The sequence below is a fragment of the Sphingomonas sp. genome, from assembly GCF_029239295.1.
GTDB lineage: Bacteria > Pseudomonadota > Alphaproteobacteria > Sphingomonadales > Sphingomonadaceae > Sphingomonas.
The window spans coordinates 1-19043 of the sequence record NZ_JAQZBC010000018.1 but is presented as its reverse complement, the minus strand read 5'-3'; the positions used below and the strand labels follow the sequence as shown (position 1 = coordinate 19043).

14 protein-coding genes are annotated in these 19043 nt (G+C 66.0%); 8 read left to right on the top strand and 6 right to left on the bottom strand.

Translation table 11 applies throughout. The features are described from left to right. Positions 1-7: 7 nt before the first annotated feature. The 3 genes from K0S66_RS14725 to K0S66_RS14715 all read left to right on the top strand — a co-directional run bounded on the left by K0S66_RS14725 (position 8) and on the right by K0S66_RS14715 (position 6050). Positions 8-1255 (top strand): DNA repair exonuclease, encoded by a 1248-nt coding sequence (locus K0S66_RS14725; protein WP_301076221.1) that lies wholly within the window; start codon positions 8-10, stop codon positions 1253-1255. Beyond that, on the top strand, positions 1255-4710 hold the full coding sequence (locus K0S66_RS14720) for a YhaN family protein (protein ID WP_301076220.1): 3456 nt from the start codon (positions 1255-1257) through the stop codon (positions 4708-4710). The genes K0S66_RS14725 and K0S66_RS14720 overlap by 1 nt, the downstream gene beginning before the upstream one ends. A 1100-nt stretch (positions 4711-5810) precedes the next feature. Continuing rightward, positions 5811-6050 (top strand): helix-turn-helix transcriptional regulator, encoded by a 240-nt coding sequence (locus tag K0S66_RS14715; protein ID WP_301076219.1) that lies wholly within the window; start codon positions 5811-5813, stop codon positions 6048-6050. A gap of 44 nt (positions 6051-6094) precedes the next feature. On the opposite strand, the gene K0S66_RS14710 is transcribed toward K0S66_RS14715, so the two are convergent. From K0S66_RS14710 to K0S66_RS14700, 3 genes are read right to left on the bottom strand one after another with little or no spacing between them, the layout of a single operon-like run. Then, positions 6095-6751: a YoaK family protein gene (locus K0S66_RS14710; protein ID WP_301076218.1), complete on the bottom strand. Its 657-nt coding sequence runs from the start codon at positions 6749-6751 to the stop codon at positions 6095-6097. 35 nt (positions 6752-6786) lie between these two features. Continuing rightward, entirely contained in the window at positions 6787-6915 is a 129-nt protein-coding gene (locus K0S66_RS14705; protein ID WP_301076217.1) for a hypothetical protein, read from the bottom strand. 12 nt (positions 6916-6927) lie between these two features. Beyond that, positions 6928-7188, bottom strand: a complete 261-nt coding sequence (locus K0S66_RS14700) for a Rid family hydrolase (protein ID WP_301076216.1) — start codon at positions 7186-7188, stop codon at positions 6928-6930. A 312-nt stretch (positions 7189-7500) separates the two neighbouring features. Between K0S66_RS14700 and K0S66_RS14695 the strand changes: the two genes are divergently transcribed. Then, a complete protein-coding gene (locus K0S66_RS14695) occupies positions 7501-8007 on the top strand; it encodes a hypothetical protein (RefSeq protein ID WP_301076258.1) in 507 nt (168 codons plus the stop codon). Between the two features lie 197 nt (positions 8008-8204). On the opposite strand, the gene K0S66_RS14690 is transcribed toward K0S66_RS14695, so the two are convergent. After that, positions 8205-9734, bottom strand: a complete 1530-nt coding sequence (locus tag K0S66_RS14690; RefSeq protein ID WP_301076215.1) for an MFS transporter — start codon at positions 9732-9734, stop codon at positions 8205-8207. Positions 9735-9812: 78 nt separating this feature from the next. Then, complete coding sequence (locus tag K0S66_RS14685) at positions 9813-11420, bottom strand: AMP-binding protein (RefSeq protein WP_301076214.1); 1608 nt, start codon at positions 11418-11420, stop codon at positions 9813-9815. A gap of 224 nt (positions 11421-11644) precedes the next feature. On the opposite strand from K0S66_RS14685, the gene K0S66_RS14680 reads away from it, so the two are divergent. Both K0S66_RS14680 and K0S66_RS14675 read left to right on the top strand, forming a co-directional pair. Then, the gene (locus tag K0S66_RS14680) at positions 11645-14173 is read left to right on the top strand and encodes a TonB-dependent receptor (RefSeq protein ID WP_301076213.1); all 2529 of its coding nucleotides are present in this window, start codon (positions 11645-11647) and stop codon (positions 14171-14173) included. A gap of 71 nt (positions 14174-14244) precedes the next feature. Next, positions 14245-15114: a TetR/AcrR family transcriptional regulator gene (locus K0S66_RS14675; RefSeq protein WP_301076212.1), complete on the top strand. Its 870-nt coding sequence runs from the start codon at positions 14245-14247 to the stop codon at positions 15112-15114. Here K0S66_RS14675 and K0S66_RS14670 read toward each other — a convergent pair. Next, positions 15105-15764, bottom strand: coding sequence for a TetR/AcrR family transcriptional regulator (locus K0S66_RS14670; protein WP_301076211.1), 660 nt, complete (start codon positions 15762-15764; stop codon positions 15105-15107). The genes K0S66_RS14675 and K0S66_RS14670 overlap by 10 nt on opposite strands. Positions 15765-16078: 314 nt before the next feature. Between K0S66_RS14670 and K0S66_RS14665 the strand changes: the two genes are divergently transcribed. Continuing rightward, the gene (locus tag K0S66_RS14665; RefSeq protein WP_301076210.1) at positions 16079-17263 is read left to right on the top strand and encodes an amidohydrolase family protein; all 1185 of its coding nucleotides are present in this window, start codon (positions 16079-16081) and stop codon (positions 17261-17263) included. A gap of 445 nt (positions 17264-17708) precedes the next feature. Continuing rightward, on the top strand, positions 17709-19043 hold a 1335-nt coding region (locus tag K0S66_RS14660), incomplete at its 3' end, for an Ig-like domain-containing protein (RefSeq protein ID WP_301076209.1).

The window sequence follows — 19043 nt, the reverse complement described above, 5'->3', positions numbered from 1 at the left end:
TTGCCGAATGACCGATTTCACCTTCATCCACGCGGCCGACATTCACCTCGACAGCCCGCTGGCGGGGCTGAGCCGCAAGGACGAGGCGTTTTCCGAGCTGGTGCGCGGGGCGACACGGCGGGCGTTCTCCAACGTCGTCGATCTCGCCATTGCCGAAGGCGCGCGCTTCGTGGTGATTGCGGGCGACCTGTATGACGGGACGTGGAAGGATCAGGCGACCGGGCAATTCGCGATCCGCGAGCTCGCACGGCTGACACGCGCCGGCATCCCTGCGGTGGTGCTGTTCGGCAATCACGACGCGGAAAGCCGCGTGTCGCGCCATTTCACCCCGCCCGAGGGCGTGTTCCTGCTGAGCAACCGGCAGTGCGAGACGGTGCGCTTCGACGATCTGGGGGTGGCGATCCACGGGCGCAGTTACCGCGAGGCGGCGACGACGGAGAATATCGCCGCGACCTACTGCCCGCCGGAGCGCGGCCTGTTCAACATCGCCGCGCTGCACACCGCGCTCGACGGGCATGTTGGCCATGCCAATTACGCGCCATGCTCGCTGGGCGAATTGCAGGCGGCGGGGCATGATTATTGGGCGCTGGGCCATGTGCATGAGCCGGCGATCCGCTCCGAACATCCGCACATCGTCTTCCCCGGCAATACGCAGGGGCGAAACGTGCGCGAGACGGGCGCGAAGGGCGCGATGCTGGTGCGCGTTGAGGATGGCGCGGTACGATCCGTCGAGCATCGCGCGTGTGACGAAGCGCGCTGGGCGCAGGTGGCGGCCGATGTGCGCGGCGCGAGCGATTATGCCGAGGCGCTGGGCGAGATCCGGCGGCTGCTGGCCGGCAGCGTACAGGAGGCGGACGGTCGCCCGCTGGCGGCGCGGGTGAGAGTGATCGCGGACGGCGAGGTCGGCCGGCGGATGCGGGCCGACCCGGCCTGGGCGGAAGGGGAGGTGCGCGCGACGGCGGCGGGCGTCTCCGGCGAATTGTGGATCGAGAAGGTGCGGCTGGCGACCGATGACTCGGTGCCGATTGGCCTGCCACCCGAGCTGGTCCAGTTGCTAGACGAGGCGCTGAACGATCCTGACTGCGCGCGCGCCGTGGCGGCGGCGACCGCGCCGCTGGTGGCGAAGCTGCCGGCCGACGTGGGCGATTCCGATGTGGCGCCGCTGGTGACGGCCGCGCGGGCCGGCGATGCGGCGGCGCTGCTGGGCGCGGCGCGGGCCGCGGTGGCGGCACGGCTGGGCGAGGGAGACGATTGATGCGGTTCCGCCAGCTTGAACTGATCCGCTACGGCGGCTTTGCCGACCGTCTGCTCGATTTCGGGGAAGCGCCGGGCGAGGCGGCAGGGGAGGGCGACCTGCACCTCATCGTCGGGCCGAACGAGGCGGGCAAATCGACCACGCTGCACGCGATCGGCGACTTCCTGTTCGGGATAGCCGGGCAGACGACGCAGGGCTGGCGCTTTGGCTATGGCGACCTGCGCATCCGCGGGATGATCGAGGCCGAGGGACGCACCATCGAGGCGGTGCGGCGCAAGGGCAACAAGGACACGCTGCTCCACCCGGCGACCGGCGCGCCAATGACGGGTGACGTGCTGGCGCAACTGCTTGCCGGAGTCGACCGGACGGCGTTCGAGCGGATGTTCGGGCTGGACCATCAGCGGCTGCGCGACGGCGGCGAGGCGATCCTGCGCGGGCGTGACGATGCGGCGCAGATCACGCTGGAGGCCGGCACCGGGATCGCGGGGATCGGCAAGGCGCTGGAGACGCTGACCGGCGAGGCGGCCGAGCTGTTCAAGCCGAGTGCGTCCAAGCCGCTGGTCAACAAGCTGATGGCCGAGCGCGCCGACGCGCTGAAGCGCGTGCGCGAGGCGAGCATCGGGGAGCGCGACTGGGGCGAGGAGAAGCAGCGGCGCGCCGCGGCGGAGGAACGCCGCGCCGCGCTGCTGGCCGAAAATGACGCGCTGACGCGCGAGGAGACGCGGCTCGACCGGATTCGCCGCGCGCGGGCACCGCTGACGCGGCGGGCAAGCGCACAGGCGTCGCTTGAGGCACTCGGCGCGCCGGCTGACCTTCCCACGGATGCCGGTGAGCAACTGATCCATGCGCGCACCGACCGCCGCACCGCGAGCGCGCTGGAGACGCAGCTGCAGGGCGATCTGGACCGGGTGGCGCACGCCATTGGCGGCATCGCCGTGGCGGCGGACGTGCTCGCGCTCGACACGCGCATCGCCGCGCTGGAGGAACGTCGGCCGGTGATCGAGAAAGCGGCGGGCGATCTCAGCCGCCGGCGCGCGCGGCGTGACGAGATCGACGCGCGGCTCGCCGCGGCGCGGGCGGAGGCGGGGCTTGCCCCGGATGCACCGTTGCCCGGGGCAGTGTGGCGGCGACGCGCCTCGGCGTGGCTGCAGGGGCGGCGCGAGGCGGCAGCGGCAGCGAGCGAAGCGGCCAAGCGCCGCGCTGACCTGACCCAGCGGGTCGAAGAGTTGACCCGCGACATCGCTTCACTGCCGGCAGCGGCGGATACCGCGATGCTGGAGGCGGCGCTGGCGACGCTGCCGGCCGATGCGGCGGGCGAGCAGAAGCGCGCCGCGGCCGATCATGCCAGGCGCGTGGCGCGCGCGGCCGAGCAGGTGGCGCTGCTCGCCCCGTGGCGCGGGGAGGGGGCGGCGCTGGCAGCCATGGTGCTGCCCAGCCCATCAACCGCAGCGACGATCGCGCGGGCCATTGCCGAAGCGCGCGATACGGCGCTGGCGGCACGGCGCGAGGCCGATGCGCAGGATTCGGAACGCATCCGGGGCGAAAGCCGGATCGCGGCATTGGCAGCGGGTGAGGAGCTGCCGACCGGCGAAGCGATCAGGGCGGCGCGTGATGCGCGCGATGCGTTGGTCGACGATCTTCTCTCGGGCAGGAGCGTCGCGGCTGGGGCGATGCGCGGGGCGGTGGCGCGGGCCGACGGGCTGGCCGATCGCCGCAATGCGCAGGCCGCGCGCATGGCCGATCACGCCGCCGCGGTGGCGGCGTGCGATCTGGCGGTAGCGCTGCGCGACGCAGCACTGGCGCGCGCCGCACGCGCGGAGCAGGACGGCGCTGCGCGGGACGCCGAATGGGCCGCGCTGCTCACACCGCTGGGCTTCGCTGAAGCCGTGCCGCCGGCCGACTGGCCGAGCTGGGTGGAGCGTCGTGGGCAGGCACTGTCGGCGCAGCGCGAAGCGGCCGAGGCCGCGGCCGCGCTGGCCGCGCTGGAGACGCAGGCAGCAGAGGCGCGCGCCGCGGTTGCCGCTGCGCTACGCGCATTGGGGGTGGAGGCGCCGAGCGACGCCGCGATGCTCGTCCCGACCGCGCAATCGCAGGTGCGCCGCGCGATCGAAACCGCCTCTACCCGCGCGGGCCTGGAGAAGGCGCTGGCGCGCGCGACGGCGGAGCTGGCGGTGGCTGATCGTAACGACGTGGCAGGCCAGCGCGATGAGCAAGCGGAGGCTGTGCGGCTCGCCGAGCTGCTGCGTGACGCGGGCCTGCCCGACACCGCCGGCGCCGATGCCCTGGCCGATGCGCTGGCCGCGATCGAGGGGGTTGCCGAGGACCTGACGAGCCGCGCCGACGTCGACCGGCAGATCGTGGCGATGGAGGAGGATGCGCAGGCGTTCGCAGCGGAGACCGCCGCGGTTGTGGCGGCGCTCGCCCGGTCGAGCGACGAGCCCGCGACGCGCATCGTGGCGGCACTGGCGCGCGAGTTGCGCGAGGCGGAAAGCGCGCGCGAGCGGCTCGCCGGCCTCGAAGCAGAGCGCGAGCGGCTGACGCAGGAAAAGGAGAAAGCCGCGGCACAGCGGCTGGCGGCGGAGCGCGTCATCGCCAGCTTGCGCGAACGGATCGGTGCCGATGACGAGGCGGCGCTGGATGCGGCGGTGGCGGCGGCGGGCGAGCGCGCGCGGTTGCTCGTGACGCTGCGGGATGCGGAGGCCGAGCTTGCCGAACTGGCCGGTGCCGGTGGGCTCTCGGCCTTGGCGGAGGAGGTGGCGGCGCTCTCGCCCGAAGAGGAGGCGATCGCGCAGCGCGCGGTGACCGAGCGGCGCGCCGAAGTCGCCGCGGCGCGCGAGGAAGTGGGCCGCGCGCTCGCCGAAGCGGAAGCGGCGTTCGCGCGCGCGGCGGAGGACAGCAGCGCCGCCGACGCGCAGCAGATCGTCGCCGACAGCGCGGCCGCAATGGGCGCCGCAGCCGAGGCGCATGTCGAGGCGGTGGCTGCCGCTGCGCTGCTTCGCTGGGTGCTCGATCGCCATCGCCAGGTGAACCAGGCGCCGCTGATCGAGCGCGCCGGTGCGCTGTTCGCCACGGTGACGGCGGGGGCCTTCGAAGGGCTTAGCGTCGACTATGACGACAATGATCGTCCGGCGATCCGCGCGGTGAGGGCAGGGGGCGCGGCGGTGGGTGTCGAGGCGCTGTCCGAAGGCACGCGCGACCAATTGTATCTGGCGCTACGGCTGGGCGCGATCGAGACCGGGCAGCGCGCGCTGCCGATCGTCTGCGACGACCTGCTGATCACCGCCGACGACGATCGGGCGGCGGCGATGCTGCGCGTGCTGGCGGTGGCCGCGCGCCGCAACCAGGTGCTGCTTTTCACCCATCACGCACACCTCATCGACGTGGCGCGCACGGCGCTAGGCGATGGAGCGTTCCGGCTCCACCGGCTGGAGCCGCAGGCATTGGCGACGGCGTGATGGAGGCGGATCTCGCAGGGCCTCGACATGGGCACTTTTACTTTGGCGAGGCGTCGACGCGACCGCGGGATGCATCTGTTCCGGCGAGTTCATCGACAGGCACAAGGGGCAAAGCCAGCGCAGACTCTGACTAGGCTTGTCGGTGCCGCTGGTTGGCTATTTTTCCTACCAGTGCGTTCCCAATTTCAATGCGGCAGAAGCTCCTCCAACCTCATGTCGCGCGTCGCCAGCTACGCCATGTTGATGTAAGAATAATTGACGGCAGGGCGGCTTGCGGCGCCGCGCCAAAGTCACTCAGCCCTTATCGTTTCCGTTCGCTCGACGGATAAGGGCAGAGAACGTGCCGGAGTTACACTGCCAACGCGATCGGCGCTTTTCTCACCGCTAGCAATGCTGCATCATTGATGACTGGTGGCTACTTGAAAGGCCCCCGACCGCGCGAGTGACCGTCAGAGTGCTCTAACCCGCATTTTAATCGTTTGTCAGCCGGGAGGCTGCTCAGTTAGTCACCCGCCCCGTCGGCAAAAAAGCGTCAAAAAACCAAGAACTTTACATTTTGGACTAGGACAAAGATGGGTCATTTGTCCTATCAAAAAAGTTGGGCGCAATACTGCAAAACTGTTTCACCCAGTTTCGCGTCGCTTTTTTACTCGTACCCCGGCCTGAGACGCTCCTTTTTGGCTTGATGACGCGGCCGCATCACAACTCCAAATTTCGATCTGTCCTATGAGATATCGGTCCGATCAGAGTAGCCTCAGCGGGCCAGAACGGCGATTGGCGGTATGTGGCGCGTGGACGCACCAGGTCCTCCGGCCGTGACGATCGGCTCTCCGGAAGGCGGCAGTTCAGTGGGCGTTTGGCGCAACCCGGCGGTCGTCATTCGCCTCCGGTCGATGGTGTTTCAGGGCGGGCGCTGAAGCAAAGAAACCTTGATCTTGACGCCCGGCGGCTGCGGCATGATCGGCTGCCGCCAAGTCGCCTCGCCAGTGCTGCTTCTGACGCTGCGCACAAGACGGAAATTGCGGACGCGCCGAGGCGTCGGTCAGCGAGTGGAGGGTCGGTTCGCCCCTGGATCTTCAACAGGTTCAGGAAAGATGGGAATGCCACAGAAGAAGGTGAGACTGACGGCTCGCGAGGCGGAGGTTTGCCGCCTCGTCCTGCAAGGATGGACGGCCAAGGAGATCGCAGGATTGCTTGGGCTGTCACCCGCGACGATCGATGCGCACATCAGCAATGTTTATCTCAAGACGGGAGCGCGAGGACGCCCGAACCTCGCGGCGCATCTGCTCCTCCGCGGCCTGCTTCCCATGACAATCGATGATCTGGAAATAGACGAATGAGGACCGGACGTTCGTCCATCATGGACGCTCGCGCGCCGACGCTTTCACCGCGCCGCGCGGGCCGCGTCGTTCATCAGCCACCAGGTGAGGCTGGAGAGGATGAGCGCCGCGCCGGCGACGCACCACAGGCTGGCGTGGGGGGACCAGATGAACGCCCGCGCGCCGGCGATCCCGCCGACGACGAGCGAGAGCCAGAGCAGCAAATAGGATAGCCACTGACGATCGCCGGAGCCGCGCAGGACATCGGCCAGCCGGTGCCCCAGCTTCACCAGCGTACCGGTCATGTAGGTGACGCCGATGCCGACCTCTCCCTCCCGTCGGAAGATCGCGTTGGCACCGCCCATGGCGAGGCAGAGGCAGCCGATCGCGACCCGTTCATGGCCCATGCCATCGATGACGGCTCCGGTCAGGAGCAAGGCCGCGACGCTGAGCGTCGCCACGAGCTTTCGATGGGTGGCCGGCGCGCTTTCACTGACGAGGACGTTGAGAATCACCCCAGTGACGAACAAGGCGATGAGCGCGCTTGCCGCGGCGGCGACCGTCAGCGATTGCGCGAAGCCGATCGCCAGCCGGGTCGAATTGCCGCTCATGAAAGACACGAACAGGCCGCCCGATTTCAGGAAGCCGATCGCATCCACCGCGCCCGCCAGCGCGGCATAGCCCATCGAGAGGATGCGCAGGTTTCGACCATATTGCAGCATCGCTGACCCTCCGTCCCGGCGTGTGCGCCTGGCCGTCAGGCGGCGGCGGACGGAATCCGGGCGATGACCTTGATCTCGAAATCGAAACCCGCAAGCCAGTTTACACCGACGGCGGTCCAATTGGGGTAGGGCGGTTCGCCGATCGCGGCGTTGCGCACCTTCATGACCGTTTCGAACTACGCCTCCGGATCGGTGTGGAAGGTGGTGACATCGACCACATCGGCGAAGGTGCAGCCCGCCGCCTGAAGGACGGCGTCAAGGTTGGCGAAGGCGCGGCGGACCTGGTCCTCGAACACCGGCTCGGGCGAGCCATCGTCGCGGCTGCCGACCTGGCCCGAGACAAAGAGGAGGTCACCGGATCGGATCGCCGCGGAATAGCGATGCTCGTCATACAGGGCGTGGCGATTGGCGGGGAAAACAGCGTCGCGCGTGGGCAAGGGATCGTCCTTTGGCGTTAGTTGGTGGAGGAGCGGCTCCCATCTAGGTGGGCGGGGGCCGTATTTCATGCCGCCGCATGGCCGAACCCCCGTCGGGGTGATTTACCGAGCTTTGACGCCTGCCCGGATGGCGCGGGCAGCACCGCCATGTTTCGCATCGACAGCGGCGCCGCACAGGCGCATCAGCGAAGCGGGGCGGCAACCGCCATCGCGCAGATAATATTGGCTTTGAGCAACGCTGACCGCCGGCGGACAGACCAGTTTTCGTCGCTTCCGGCGAGCACATTGGAGGACATGATGAAGACCGCCGCTATGGGCATCCTGCTGCCCTTTTTGTTGTCCGGTGCGGCGTTCGCGCAGGAGGCGCCTTCCACCATGGACAAGGCGGGTAACATCGTCCGGCAGCCCGTGCGCGACGTCGGGATCGAGAAGGAGAAGATCCCGCCCGTCCTGCAAACGGCGGTGGAAAATCCCTATGCCCCGCTGCCTTCGCGCAGCTGCCGCAGCATCAACGTCGCGCTGGGCGAATTGAACGCGGTGCTGGGCCAGGATTTCACCGTCGGCGCGCAAACCAACGAGGACCGCGCGGGCAAGATCGCAGAGGAAGTCGGGCGGACGATCGTCAACTCGCTGATCCCGTTCCGTGGCCTGGTGCGCGAGATCAGCGGCGCCGGCCCGGCGGAGCGTCGCCTGGAGGCGGCCGTGACCGCCGGCATCGCGCGCCGCGGCTATCTGCGCGGGCTCGCCAGCGAACGCGGCTGCAAGGTCGCACCGGTGGTCCCGCCGCCGACGTCGAAGGAAGAGAAGAAGCGGAAATAGCGGCTGATGTTTCGCCCGCCGACGTCAGGTGGCGGCAGCGGTGCGGCGTCAGGTTCGACAGCGACGCTCACGGCGGATCGATCAAGGTGATCCGCCGCGGCGCAGCTTATCGGGGTGTCCGCCAGCGGTCTGTTTCGCGGGCTGGACTGATTGGGGTCCGCGTTTCCTTGAGCCCGGGGTTCGGCGTCGGAGGAGTCTCAGCCGTCCAGCGTGCCCTCTTGAGCAAGCGATTCCGCGCGCCGCGCCCGTAGCGCTTCGACGTTCCGCTGATGGCGTTCCTGAGTGATCGGGTAGAATACCAGCATCGCACAGCCGGTGGCCCATAGTCCGAAGGAAACCGGCACATAGTGGACGATCAAACTGTCCATCATGGCATCGGTCACCTGATCGGTCTTCACCTTGGCCGGGAAGCTTGCCCACGTCAGGATTACGCCGTTGACGGCCAGTCCGATTGCCGTCGAGCACTGCTGCATGAAGCTGGCGGCGGCGAAGAACGTGCCGGCTTCATACCGGCCGGTGCGGACGGCGCTGTCCTCGACGACGTCGGCCAGCATCGATGAGGTGTTGATCAGCGAGATCGCCACCATCGCGCCGTACACTGCACCAATCGCGAAGAGCGTGGGCAGCAGCCGGGCGTCGCCGCGAGCGAAGAACATATCGAAGTAGGAAAGCACTAGCGGCGAGAGGCTGAGCGCGACCCCGAGGACCGCAAAGATCATCGAGCTGGCGCGCTTGCCCAAAAGGCGTGACATGATCGGCGCGAGCGGCGCTGCGATGGTCGCAGCCACCACGCTGTCGAGTGTAAGCAGCGCGAGTTGCGCCGACGTCAGCCCGAACAGGTAAGTATTAAAATATAGCGCGGTCGCCGCATACAGGCCGATGGCGGTGAACTTGAACACGCCGAAGCCGAAGATCGCGAGAAATGCGCGGTTGCCAAAAGCCGCGAATATTTCCCGGAAGTGGGTCTTGGCCGAGATCGGCCCGGTGCGCGTTTCAGCCTGGCGCAGATAGGGGATGCGCTTGTGCGTCCCCAAGCCGCAGGTGAGCATCGACAGGAGGATCATCCCCCCGCCGAGCCACGCAAAGCCGACATAGCTTTGTGGGTTCAGCTGTCCGCGCGGATATTCAGGCGAGGCCGCGAAGAATACCAGCAGCGCGACCGCGCTGAAGCCATATTGCCCGATGTAGAGGAACCAGTACCGCAGCGAGAACAAGCGCGTCCGCTCGCCATAGTCGTCCGTCAATTCGGCCGTCATCGCTTGGGTGTTGATCTCGAACGCGCTGATTGAGACACGGGTGAGCATTGCCGTGACGAAGACCCATATGCCGATCTGAGCGTTGGAGAGCCCGCTCGGCGGTAGCCATACCAGAATGAAGAACAACGCGGTTGGCACGGCGGACACGTAGATGAAGGGATGTCTGCGGCCCCACCGGGTGCGGGTCACATCAGACCAACGCCCCAAGAACGGATCCGCGAACGCATCGATGATGAGTGTCAGCGCCAAAGCTACTGACACGATAGCCGCGGGCACCCCGACCACCTGATTGTAGAAGAACATCAGATAGGCGGAGAAGGATACGTTCTTCACCCCGTTGGCGACAGCGCCAACGGCATAGCTGGTACGCAGAGAGCGGCTGAGCGGCGGTGCCGATGCCGCGCCCTCGCCCGGCGCGAGCGTCCCCGCGCGATCCCTTGTGAGTGGCTGCGCAATCGTTCTGGAGGCCATGGTCGCTAGAATCCCCGATGGTGCCGCATGCCCGGAGCGGGCACCGAACGTGGCTGAAAGAAGGGTGGATTTTTCGGATCAGATGGCGCGGTCATTTTCGCGCCAATATTGGTCACGGACGTGGCTGCGCAGGACCTTGCCCGCGGCCGATTCCGCGATCGCGCCAACAAAGTCGATGCGCCGCGGCACCTTGTAATGCGCGACGCGGCCGCGTGCGAACTCGATCAACTCGTTTTCGATGGCGGGAGAAGGCGCATAACCCGGAGCCAGGGCGACCACGCCGCGAACAGCCTCTCCCCATTCGTCATCCGGCACCCCCACCGTGCAGCTCTGCTGCACTGCCGGGTGAAGCATCAGGACGTTATCCACCTCCTGCGGGTAGATGTTTACCCCGCCAGAGATGATCGTTTCGGCGGATCGGCCCGTAAGAAACAGATAGCCGTCCTCATCGACGTACCCAATGTCGCCAATCGTGAAGTACGCCCCGCCGAACACTTCGCCGTTCTTGTCGGGCGCGTTGTGGTAGCGCGCGGAAAGGTTGGTGTTCGGAAAGCATATCCGGCCGGTCACGCCAACAGGGCAGGGTGCGTCCTCGTCGTCGAGGATGGTGGCGCCGGACTCGATCGGCAGCTTGCCGACGCTGCCTGGCTTGCGGAGCCATTCCTCGGACGTGATGTTGATCCGCGTCGCGATTTCGGTCGCGGCGTAATATTCCCAGAGGATTGGTCCCAGCCAGTCGATCATCGCCCGTTTGACCGCTGGCGGCGTTGGCGCGGCGCCGTGAATGAGCATGCGCAGGCTGGAGAGGTCATGCCGCCCTCGCGCCTGCTCCGGCAGCGCCAGCAGGCGCTGGAACATGGTAGCGACCATGTGGGTGTGAGTGACACGGTGAGTTGCGATCAATTCCAGCGCATTCTCTGGCTCGAACCGCTCCATCATCACGATCGCGGCACCGGATGAGAGCGGGAAGAGCAGGTCGAACGCCATTGGTCCGCCGTGATAGGCGGGACCGCACAGCAGGTTCACGTCGCCGTCGCGGTAGCCGAACGTGGACCCTTCCCGCAGCGGCATCATGGGCGGACCGGCGGGTTTTATGACCCCCTTTGGACGCCCGGTAGTACCCGAGGTGTAGAGCATGGTACCGCCGGGCGCGGCATCCACTGGGTCCGTGCCCGAATGTTCCCCCAGAGCCGAAGCGTAGGAGCGGAAACCGGGCGTCGTCTCTCCAACGGAGAGGCGGCACCCAAGCGCCGAGAGATCGGTCGAGGAGAGCTTTTCGGCAAACGGAGCGTCGATGACGAGAGCGTCCGCCCTGGAATCCCGGACGATATAGGCGATTTCGTCGGGGGCGAGATGCCAGTTGATGGGAGTGAACCGCAAGCCGCCGCGCTGGCAGGCAAGCATCACCTCGACGAATTCCGGGATGTTGCCGCACAGGACAGCGACACGGGATCCTGTGGAGAGCCCGCACTGTCGCATCACGGCGAGAACACGGTTCGCATTCGCATTGAGTTCGCCGAACGTCCGGTCCCCCCGGGCGGAGTGAATGGCCGTCAGTTCGGGCTGGCGACGGGCCCAATAGGAGAAGAGCAAGCCACGCTGAGCCAGGGCCGCACAGGCCGCCAGGTCGACAGCCGGGAGCGAGCCGTTCCGTTCCGTCGCAAGCTGCTCGTCAGTCTGCCCCATTGATCTCTCCAACAACGCTTATGCGTTTGATCTGCGCACCAGTACGTTTGGAACATGCGCTTTACAATCCCGGGATTGCGAACTCAAACGATCGGCTTACAGAAGCCGCCCGAACTAATTTACGATGGCAGGCGCGAAAATAAATTGACGTGCGCACCAGTCAAAGGCAGCAGGGCGGCCGAGCACCGCGATAGCGGGCCAATTGATCGGGAGGAGGACACCGGATGGCGTTTCGTTTTCAGCAGCGTGCTGCACTTGCAGCAGGTGTGGCCGCAGCGGCCATCCTGGCGTCGCCACATGCGCTGGCACAGGCGTCGAGTGACGCAGCTGTGGCGGTTGCCAGCGATCCGCAGCCAGACGCCGCGCCGAGCCAAGCGGGACCTGCGCCCGAGACACAGTCGCTACGGCAGGATAGTGCGGTGGCCGGGGGTGACATCATCGTCACGGCGACGCGTCGTGCCGAGCGTCTGAATGATGTGCCAATTGCTGTGTCCGCAACGTCAGGCGAGCAGCTCGACCGGCAGAACATCGTCAATCTTCAGAGCCTGAAGACGATCGACCCCAGCCTCAATTTCCGCGTCAGCACTGGATCGGGTTCGTCGGCATTCTCGATCCGCGGGATCGGCACTTCCAGCTTTTCGACGGGAATCGAACAAAGCGTGTCGACGGTGGTCGACGGCGTGGTGTTCGGCGATCCATCGGCGCTGCAGTCGTTGACTGACGTTGAACGCGTCGAGATCCTGCGCGGCCCGCAGGGCATGCTGTTCGGCAAGAATGCGTCGTCCGGCGTCGTCGCGATCTACACGAACAAGCCAAGCTTCGACAAAGTCGAGGCGCAGGCGCGAATCTCGCTGGGCGAGAACAACGAGAGGATCATCCAGGCGATCCTGAACGCGCCGATCACGGATAATCTGGCGGTTCGGGTTGCCGCCGTCCACAATCATCTGGATGGTTGGGTCTACAGCCCTGTCCTGAAGGAAAGCCTGAACGCGATCGACAATAATGGCGTGACGGCGAAAATCCGGTGGGAGCCGTCGTCCGACGTGTCGCTGCTGCTAGCCGCGGACTACAATTTCAGCGACGAATTCTGTTGCCAGCAGGTTTTGCGCACAGTGCCTTGGTCGGGCAGCGCAGCCGCGATCGTCAACGCAAAGTACGGGATCGTTGCGGGCCCCAAGAACTTCAACATCGCGGTGGACGGCCGCGGCGATGGTTTCGGCCGCGCCGGGGGAGCGTCCTTGACCTCCGACGTGAGCCTCGGTGATTACGGATGGACGACTATCGTCGCCTACCGGAAGAGCCACAAGCGCAACTTCTACGATGCCGACTTCATCGACTATAACTACGTCAACAGCAATGGCGGCGATACCCGGAACCAGAACTTCAGCGCGGAAAGCCGTATAACTTCGCCCACCGGCGGGTTCGTCGATTTCGTCGCCGGCCTTTATTATTACTGGTCGAAGAACGACGGCATCATCGGGACGACAGGCTATTTCCCGAACTCGCCGGGGCTGGCACCGACGGCATTGCCAGCCAATTCTGTGCGGCAGACCAGCGCGAGCCGTTCCGTCGTCACCAACAACAATTACGCGGCATTCGGCCAGGCGAACCTGCACCTCACGGATCGCATCGAGCTGCAATTGGGCGGGCGTTATACTATCGATCGGCTCCAGCTGCTGTTCCGCTCAGGCTCGTTCCTGGATCCCAGCCTCCCGCTGCGCTTCGGCTATCCCGCGGCGGGCATCCCCTCGACCGGCTACATCGGCTATGATGGGCCTTATGTAACGCCCTGCGTGCGTCAGGCCACGCTTCCCGCTTACCCCAATTGCTTCGATGCGATCCGGCAATCGAATGACGCGGAGAATTTCTCCTATCGGGCAACGCTGAAGGCGGAGGTCACCCCTGACATCATGGTCTACGGCACCTGGTCGCGCGGCTATAAAGGCCCGGGGTTCAGCGGCCTGTCCATCCTGCCCAACAACGTCATCAATAATACCACCGATCAGCGGATCGCCCCGGAAATCCCCTATTCGCTGGAAGTAGGCGCGAAGGGCGATCTCTTCGATCGGCGGGTCACCTTCAACATTGCGGCGTTTCGAACACGCTACGAGAATTTCCAGGCGCAGGTGTCGCAGCCGCAGAACGGTCAGTTCGTGTCGCGCATCGCCAATGCGGGTGAGGTCTTCGTCCGCGGCGTAGAATTCGCGATCGGGACGCGTCCGATCAAGGATGTCTTCTTCGACTTCGGCGGTACGTATCTGAAGGCGAAGTTCGGTAACTTCCCCGGCGTCTCCTGCTATACGATCTACGCGCCGACCCCGACCAATCCGACAGCCACCGTGCCGCAGCCCGGGTGCGTCGGCGGGCTCGTCAACGTCCGCGGCAATCAGGTCGATAACGCGCCCAAGTTCCAATATTACGCGCGCACCGGATGGGAGCCCAAGGCACTGTTCGGAAACTTCACCGGCTTCGTAAATGCCGATTGGTCCCACCGCACGAGCGTCTATTATTCGGCCACTAACAATCCGCTCACCCGTCAGGAGGGCTATGGCCTCTTGGGCGGACAGATCGGCGTTGGCGCCGACGACAATCGTTGGCGTCTGTCGCTTTACGGCAGCAACATTCTGAACAAGGTGTGGGCCGCAAACCTTAGCCCGTCTCCGACGCCGGCGATCAACCCCAGCGGTTCCATCCAGTTCTTCAGCCCGGATTCGTTCCGCCACTTGGGTCTGAAACTGGAAAGCCGCTTCTAAGCCAAACGAACATCGGCCCGAATATCGGTGTCTTCATTGCGATGCGCGGCGCGCTGTGACACCAGTTCACAATGCGCCGCGCCGATCATGTCAGCAGTATTACCCGCGCGTCATTGCTGGAGCGGGTATGGGACGCCCCGCTCACCCGGGCGGCGAGCGAAATCGGGATGAGCGCCAACGGCCTCGCCAAACTGTGCGACCGCCTCGATGTTCCCCGGCCCAAGCGCAGTTACTGGTTACTGCAGCCGGAGGAGCGCGCCGCGCTGCGTCCGCAGCTGCCTCCTGCGCCAGCGGGCGTTGACGAGGAGATCATCCTGAGCGAGCGGCCGCAGCCGCGCCGCGATCGGACGCGTCTGTCGCTCGACGACCGGCGGGCGCAATTGCTGGCCGCGGCTGCCGATATTGTCGTTGCCGAAGGGCCGCAGGAAGTGACGATGAAGCGCCTTGCCCGCGACATCGGGATCAGTGAGGCGCAAGCGCATAACTGCTTTGCCAAGCGGATCGATCTCCTCGTGGAGCTGACGCGCCGCGAAGTCGCTCAGGTCGAGGCGAGCCGCAGGGGTGCCGTATCCCGGGGCACGAACCCACTGACACGCGTAGTATTGTCGACGATCAACTATCTGCATGACGCTCAGGCGCGCGGCCCCTTGCTCCAGGCGCTGCTGACGGTGCCCGGTGTGCGTGAGGCGCTGCGGGGGGAGCGCGCATCCATGGCGCGGGCGGCACGCCAGCCGGTGCTCGATTCAATGGTCGCGCGCTACGGAATCTCCGAAGCGAGGGCGAGGGGGACGAACGCGGTCCTGACGGCGATCTGCTTGCGGGCGGGCGGCCTGCTCGCCGCCGGCAAGATCAGCTTCGCCACGGCAGAACGCCTCTGCCTGCCGATCGTGATCGCCGGCGCGCGCAGCAATGCGCCCGCGTCCCAGCCGGACTACGGCTGAGGAAGCGGCTCGACCGCGGGCGACAAAGGTGTCGAGGCGGGTCGGAGCGAATCGATGCTGGCGGCCACCAGGCGGTCGTTCAGTTCCAGCCCGTCTTCCAGTGACAGCGTGCCTTCGTAGACCAGCCGTCCGGCGTCACCCGGGATTACTGCCAGCAGCTGAACGAACGTGACTGCCTCGTTTGAGCTCATGGCCAATTCCTTGGCTGCGAGGGTGGCAAGGCGCCGTAAAATCGCGGCGCGGAACGGACGCGCCCGGCCGGACAGATGCCGTGCCACCGGCTTCTCCCGCAACACAATCTCTAGGGCCATTCCATGCCGTGCAACGTGGCGAAGATAGATTGCGCCGGCCGCCACGCAGCGGTCAGTCAACGTTCCACGTGCCACGGTCGCGTCCAGCCCGGCGGCGCACAACAGCTCGACATGGCGATCAAGCACGGCGTCCAGCAGCTGACACTGATCATCGAAATAGGCGTAGACCAGGGCGCGGCTCGCTCCCGCCGCGGTCCCGATATCCTTCATGGAGAAGTTTGCGGTGCGGCTGGCGTTCAGCGTCGCGTCAACGATGTCGAGCATCTCCGCAACACGGTCGGAGGCTTTCTTGCGAGGGGGGCGCGCTTCCGCGCGCGAGCTGCGGGTCGGGTTCGTCATTCGTCAGCCTTGAAGGGGGTGCAGCCATGCAGGGTGTCGCATTCGGTGACAAGGGATCAGCCATGCGGTCTCCTGACTGGCACTCCAATTATAAGCCGTGCGCTCATTTGAACACCCGCTCTTCCGATCCGCCAAGGCCATCGACAGTTCCGGCGCTTCCGACTTACGGCTCAGCAGGCGCCGGCGCCCGCGCCGCGTGCAACGCCGCCATATACCATTTGACTCACGCACCAGATCGATTCCATATCGGGGCTACAGCGTTCGTGAGCATGTCGATTTGCGAAAGCTGACCTGACGCGAGAAGAGGATTTGCCATGACCTATTCGAAAGGCCGCATCATCCATGATGCTGACGCCCACACGATGGAGACCAACGAGTGGCTCGCGCCCTATCTGGACGATGATCTGAAGGAGCAGCTGGGGCAGCTGTACGGCACGCCGGATCCGGGCAAGCGCATCCTGGGCATCATTGACGACGCGCGTCAGCGCAAGATCGACGCCGAGAAGGACGCGGCTGCGCGCGACAACATCATCTCCGGCGCGAAGGGCTGGGGCGGTTATGGCGCGTTCGATAAGGAAGAGCGGGTGAAGGCGCTCGACTGGCTCGGCTTCAAGAGCCAGCTGGTGTTCCCGACCTATGGCTTGGGCTTGGTCAAGCGTGCCAAGGATATCCCGAGCCTGTACAAGGCGGTCCATGCCCTGAATCAGGCGCAGGCTGATTTCTGCAGCGCCGACAAGCGCATGATCTTCGTCGCGTTCACCCCGCTCGACGATCCGGCGCTGGCACTCGACATCCTGGAGAAAGCGATTGCGCTTGGGGCAGGGGCGGTAATGGTGGGTTCAAACCCGCCCGGCAACGAACGCTCGCCGGGGCACCCGGATTATGACCCGTTCTGGCAGAAGCTGACCGATCACGACCTGCCGTTCATGATCCATATCGGCCCGGGCACGATGAAGCAGCCGTCGGCCTATCACAACAATGGCCGTCAGCGCGCGCCGGATCTCCACGGCGGCGGCGAGAACCTGCGTTTCCCGGACTACCTTACGCTCTGGTACGCGCCCCAGATGTTCCTGACGGCGATGGTCTATGACGGCGTTTTTCAGCGTCACCCGAAGCTGCGCGGAGCGGTTCTCGAGGCGGGCGCGGGCTGGATGCCCGACTTCCTCCGCCAGTTGGACCACGGATACAAGTCGTTCAAGAAGACCGACCCTAGTTTGCAGCAGATGGATCTGTCGCCTTCCGAATATGTGCGGCGCGCGATCAAGGTGTCGCCGTTCCCGGACGAGGATGTCGGCATCATGATCAAGGACGCGGGACCGGAACTGTTCCTGTTCACGTCAGACTATCCGCATCCCGAGGGGACGCGCGACCCAATCGGCAAGTTCGAAAAGTCGATGGGTGACCTCGATGAGAATGCGAAGGATCATTTCTACCGGCGCAACTACGAGGTGCTAATGGGCTGGGATCAAGCCCAGAGCGATGCCGTCGCAGCAGAGTGAGGAATACGATCTGAGACGAAAATGGCCGGCCGATCACATCTGATCGGCCGACTCGTTATTGTTCGCTGCCCTGCGAATAGAGCCGACTCGAGACCGCCAATCTGCCCGTAGCATCGCAGCGCCCGGTTTGGCTCATCAAGCGCCGCCATACGCAGCAGTGCGTGTCGCCTCCGACCTCAAGACCAAGCGCGTTTGGCGTCCGTTGTCGGGAACCTCCCGAGGTACAACGACCCGCGGCACAACCCTGCCTAGCGCGGCAGTTCCAGCAACATTCGGAAACTTTCCGGCCGGTTGACGAGCAGGATTTGCTCCGTTTCCGGAGTTGATGCCGTTCGATCCGCCTTTGACCGTTTGATAGCAATGTCCGGTGGAGGGATCCGGCGACCAGTCCGTCAACTCCACTGAAAAGCGCCGCTCAAGCGGCCGGTATCAGGAGAGGTGGGACATGCAGGCACAGGCCCTCGGAACTGCGGAGCTCGTCAACAAGGCAACCGGCACGAGCACGGTGGTGCCGATCGAGGCCATCATCCTTCGCGAGCCCAGCGTCGTCCGCCTGCGGATCGACCGCTCGCAAGTCGCCAACATGACGCGCGAGGGCGACGACCTGGTGCTTCGCCTGACCGATGGCCGCGAAATCCGCATCGCTGATTATTTCGACGAGGCGGGGCAGCCGCTCAGCGATGTCGTGCTCACTGACGCGGACAGCACGCAATGGCTGGCGCAGCTTGGCCGCGACGGGCCCCGGTTCACGGAACTTCAGGACGCGAGCGAACTGGCGGCAGGCGCCGCGGGCGGGGGCGGCAGCTCGATCGCCCCGATCCTGCTCGGCGTGCTGGGTGCCGGCGGGATAGCCGCGGCAGTTGGTGGCGGTTCCGGTGGCTCGAGCGGCAATTCGGGAAGCGGTGGGGGTACGGCGCCGGGCAATGGCGCGGACACGCAGCCGCCTGCAGCGCCGACGGCAACGATTAATGCAACCGGCACCGCGGTGAGCGGCCGCGGCGAAGCAGGCGCTACCCTGCAGGTGCGCGATGCCCAGGGGCAGGTCATCGGCCGCGGCACTGTGGCGGCAGACGGCAGCTATTCGGTTGCGCTCGACCGGGCGCAGACCAATGGCGAGCGTCTGAGCGTCACGCAGACCGATGCCGCCAACAATGTTTCGCCTCCCGCCGCGGTCACTGCGCCGGATCTGACTGCGCCGGCGGCGCCGGCAGTGGCGATCGCCCCCGACGGGGCAAGCGTGACCGGCACGGGAGAGCCCGGCGCGACGGTGACGGTGCGCGATGCGAGCGGTGCGGTGATCGGGACTGGCGTGGTCGATGCGAGCGGCAATGTCATCGTCCCACTCTCTCCAGTGCAGGCGAATGGCGGCGCGATCACGGTGACTCAGGCCGATGCGGCGGGCAATGTCTCGCCACCGGTGACGCTCACCGCGCCTGATACGACCCCGCCAGCCGTACCCGCTGTCACGATCGCGGAGGACGGCAGCGTTGTTACCGGCACCGGCGAGCCAGGTGCCACCGTCGAAGTGCGCGACGAGGCCGGGAACTTGATCGGCAGCGTGACTGTCGGGCCCGATGGCAGTTTCACCGTAACGCTCGATCCGCCGCTGCTCGATGGCGAGACGATCGTGGTCGCGCAGACGGATGGCAGCGGCAATGCGTCGGAACCGGTGATGGCTACCGCTCCGGACATGACCGCGCCGGATGCGCCGACCGCTGCTGTGGCGCCCGACGGTGCCAGCGTCACCGGCACGGGTGAGCCCGGCGCGACGGTGACCATC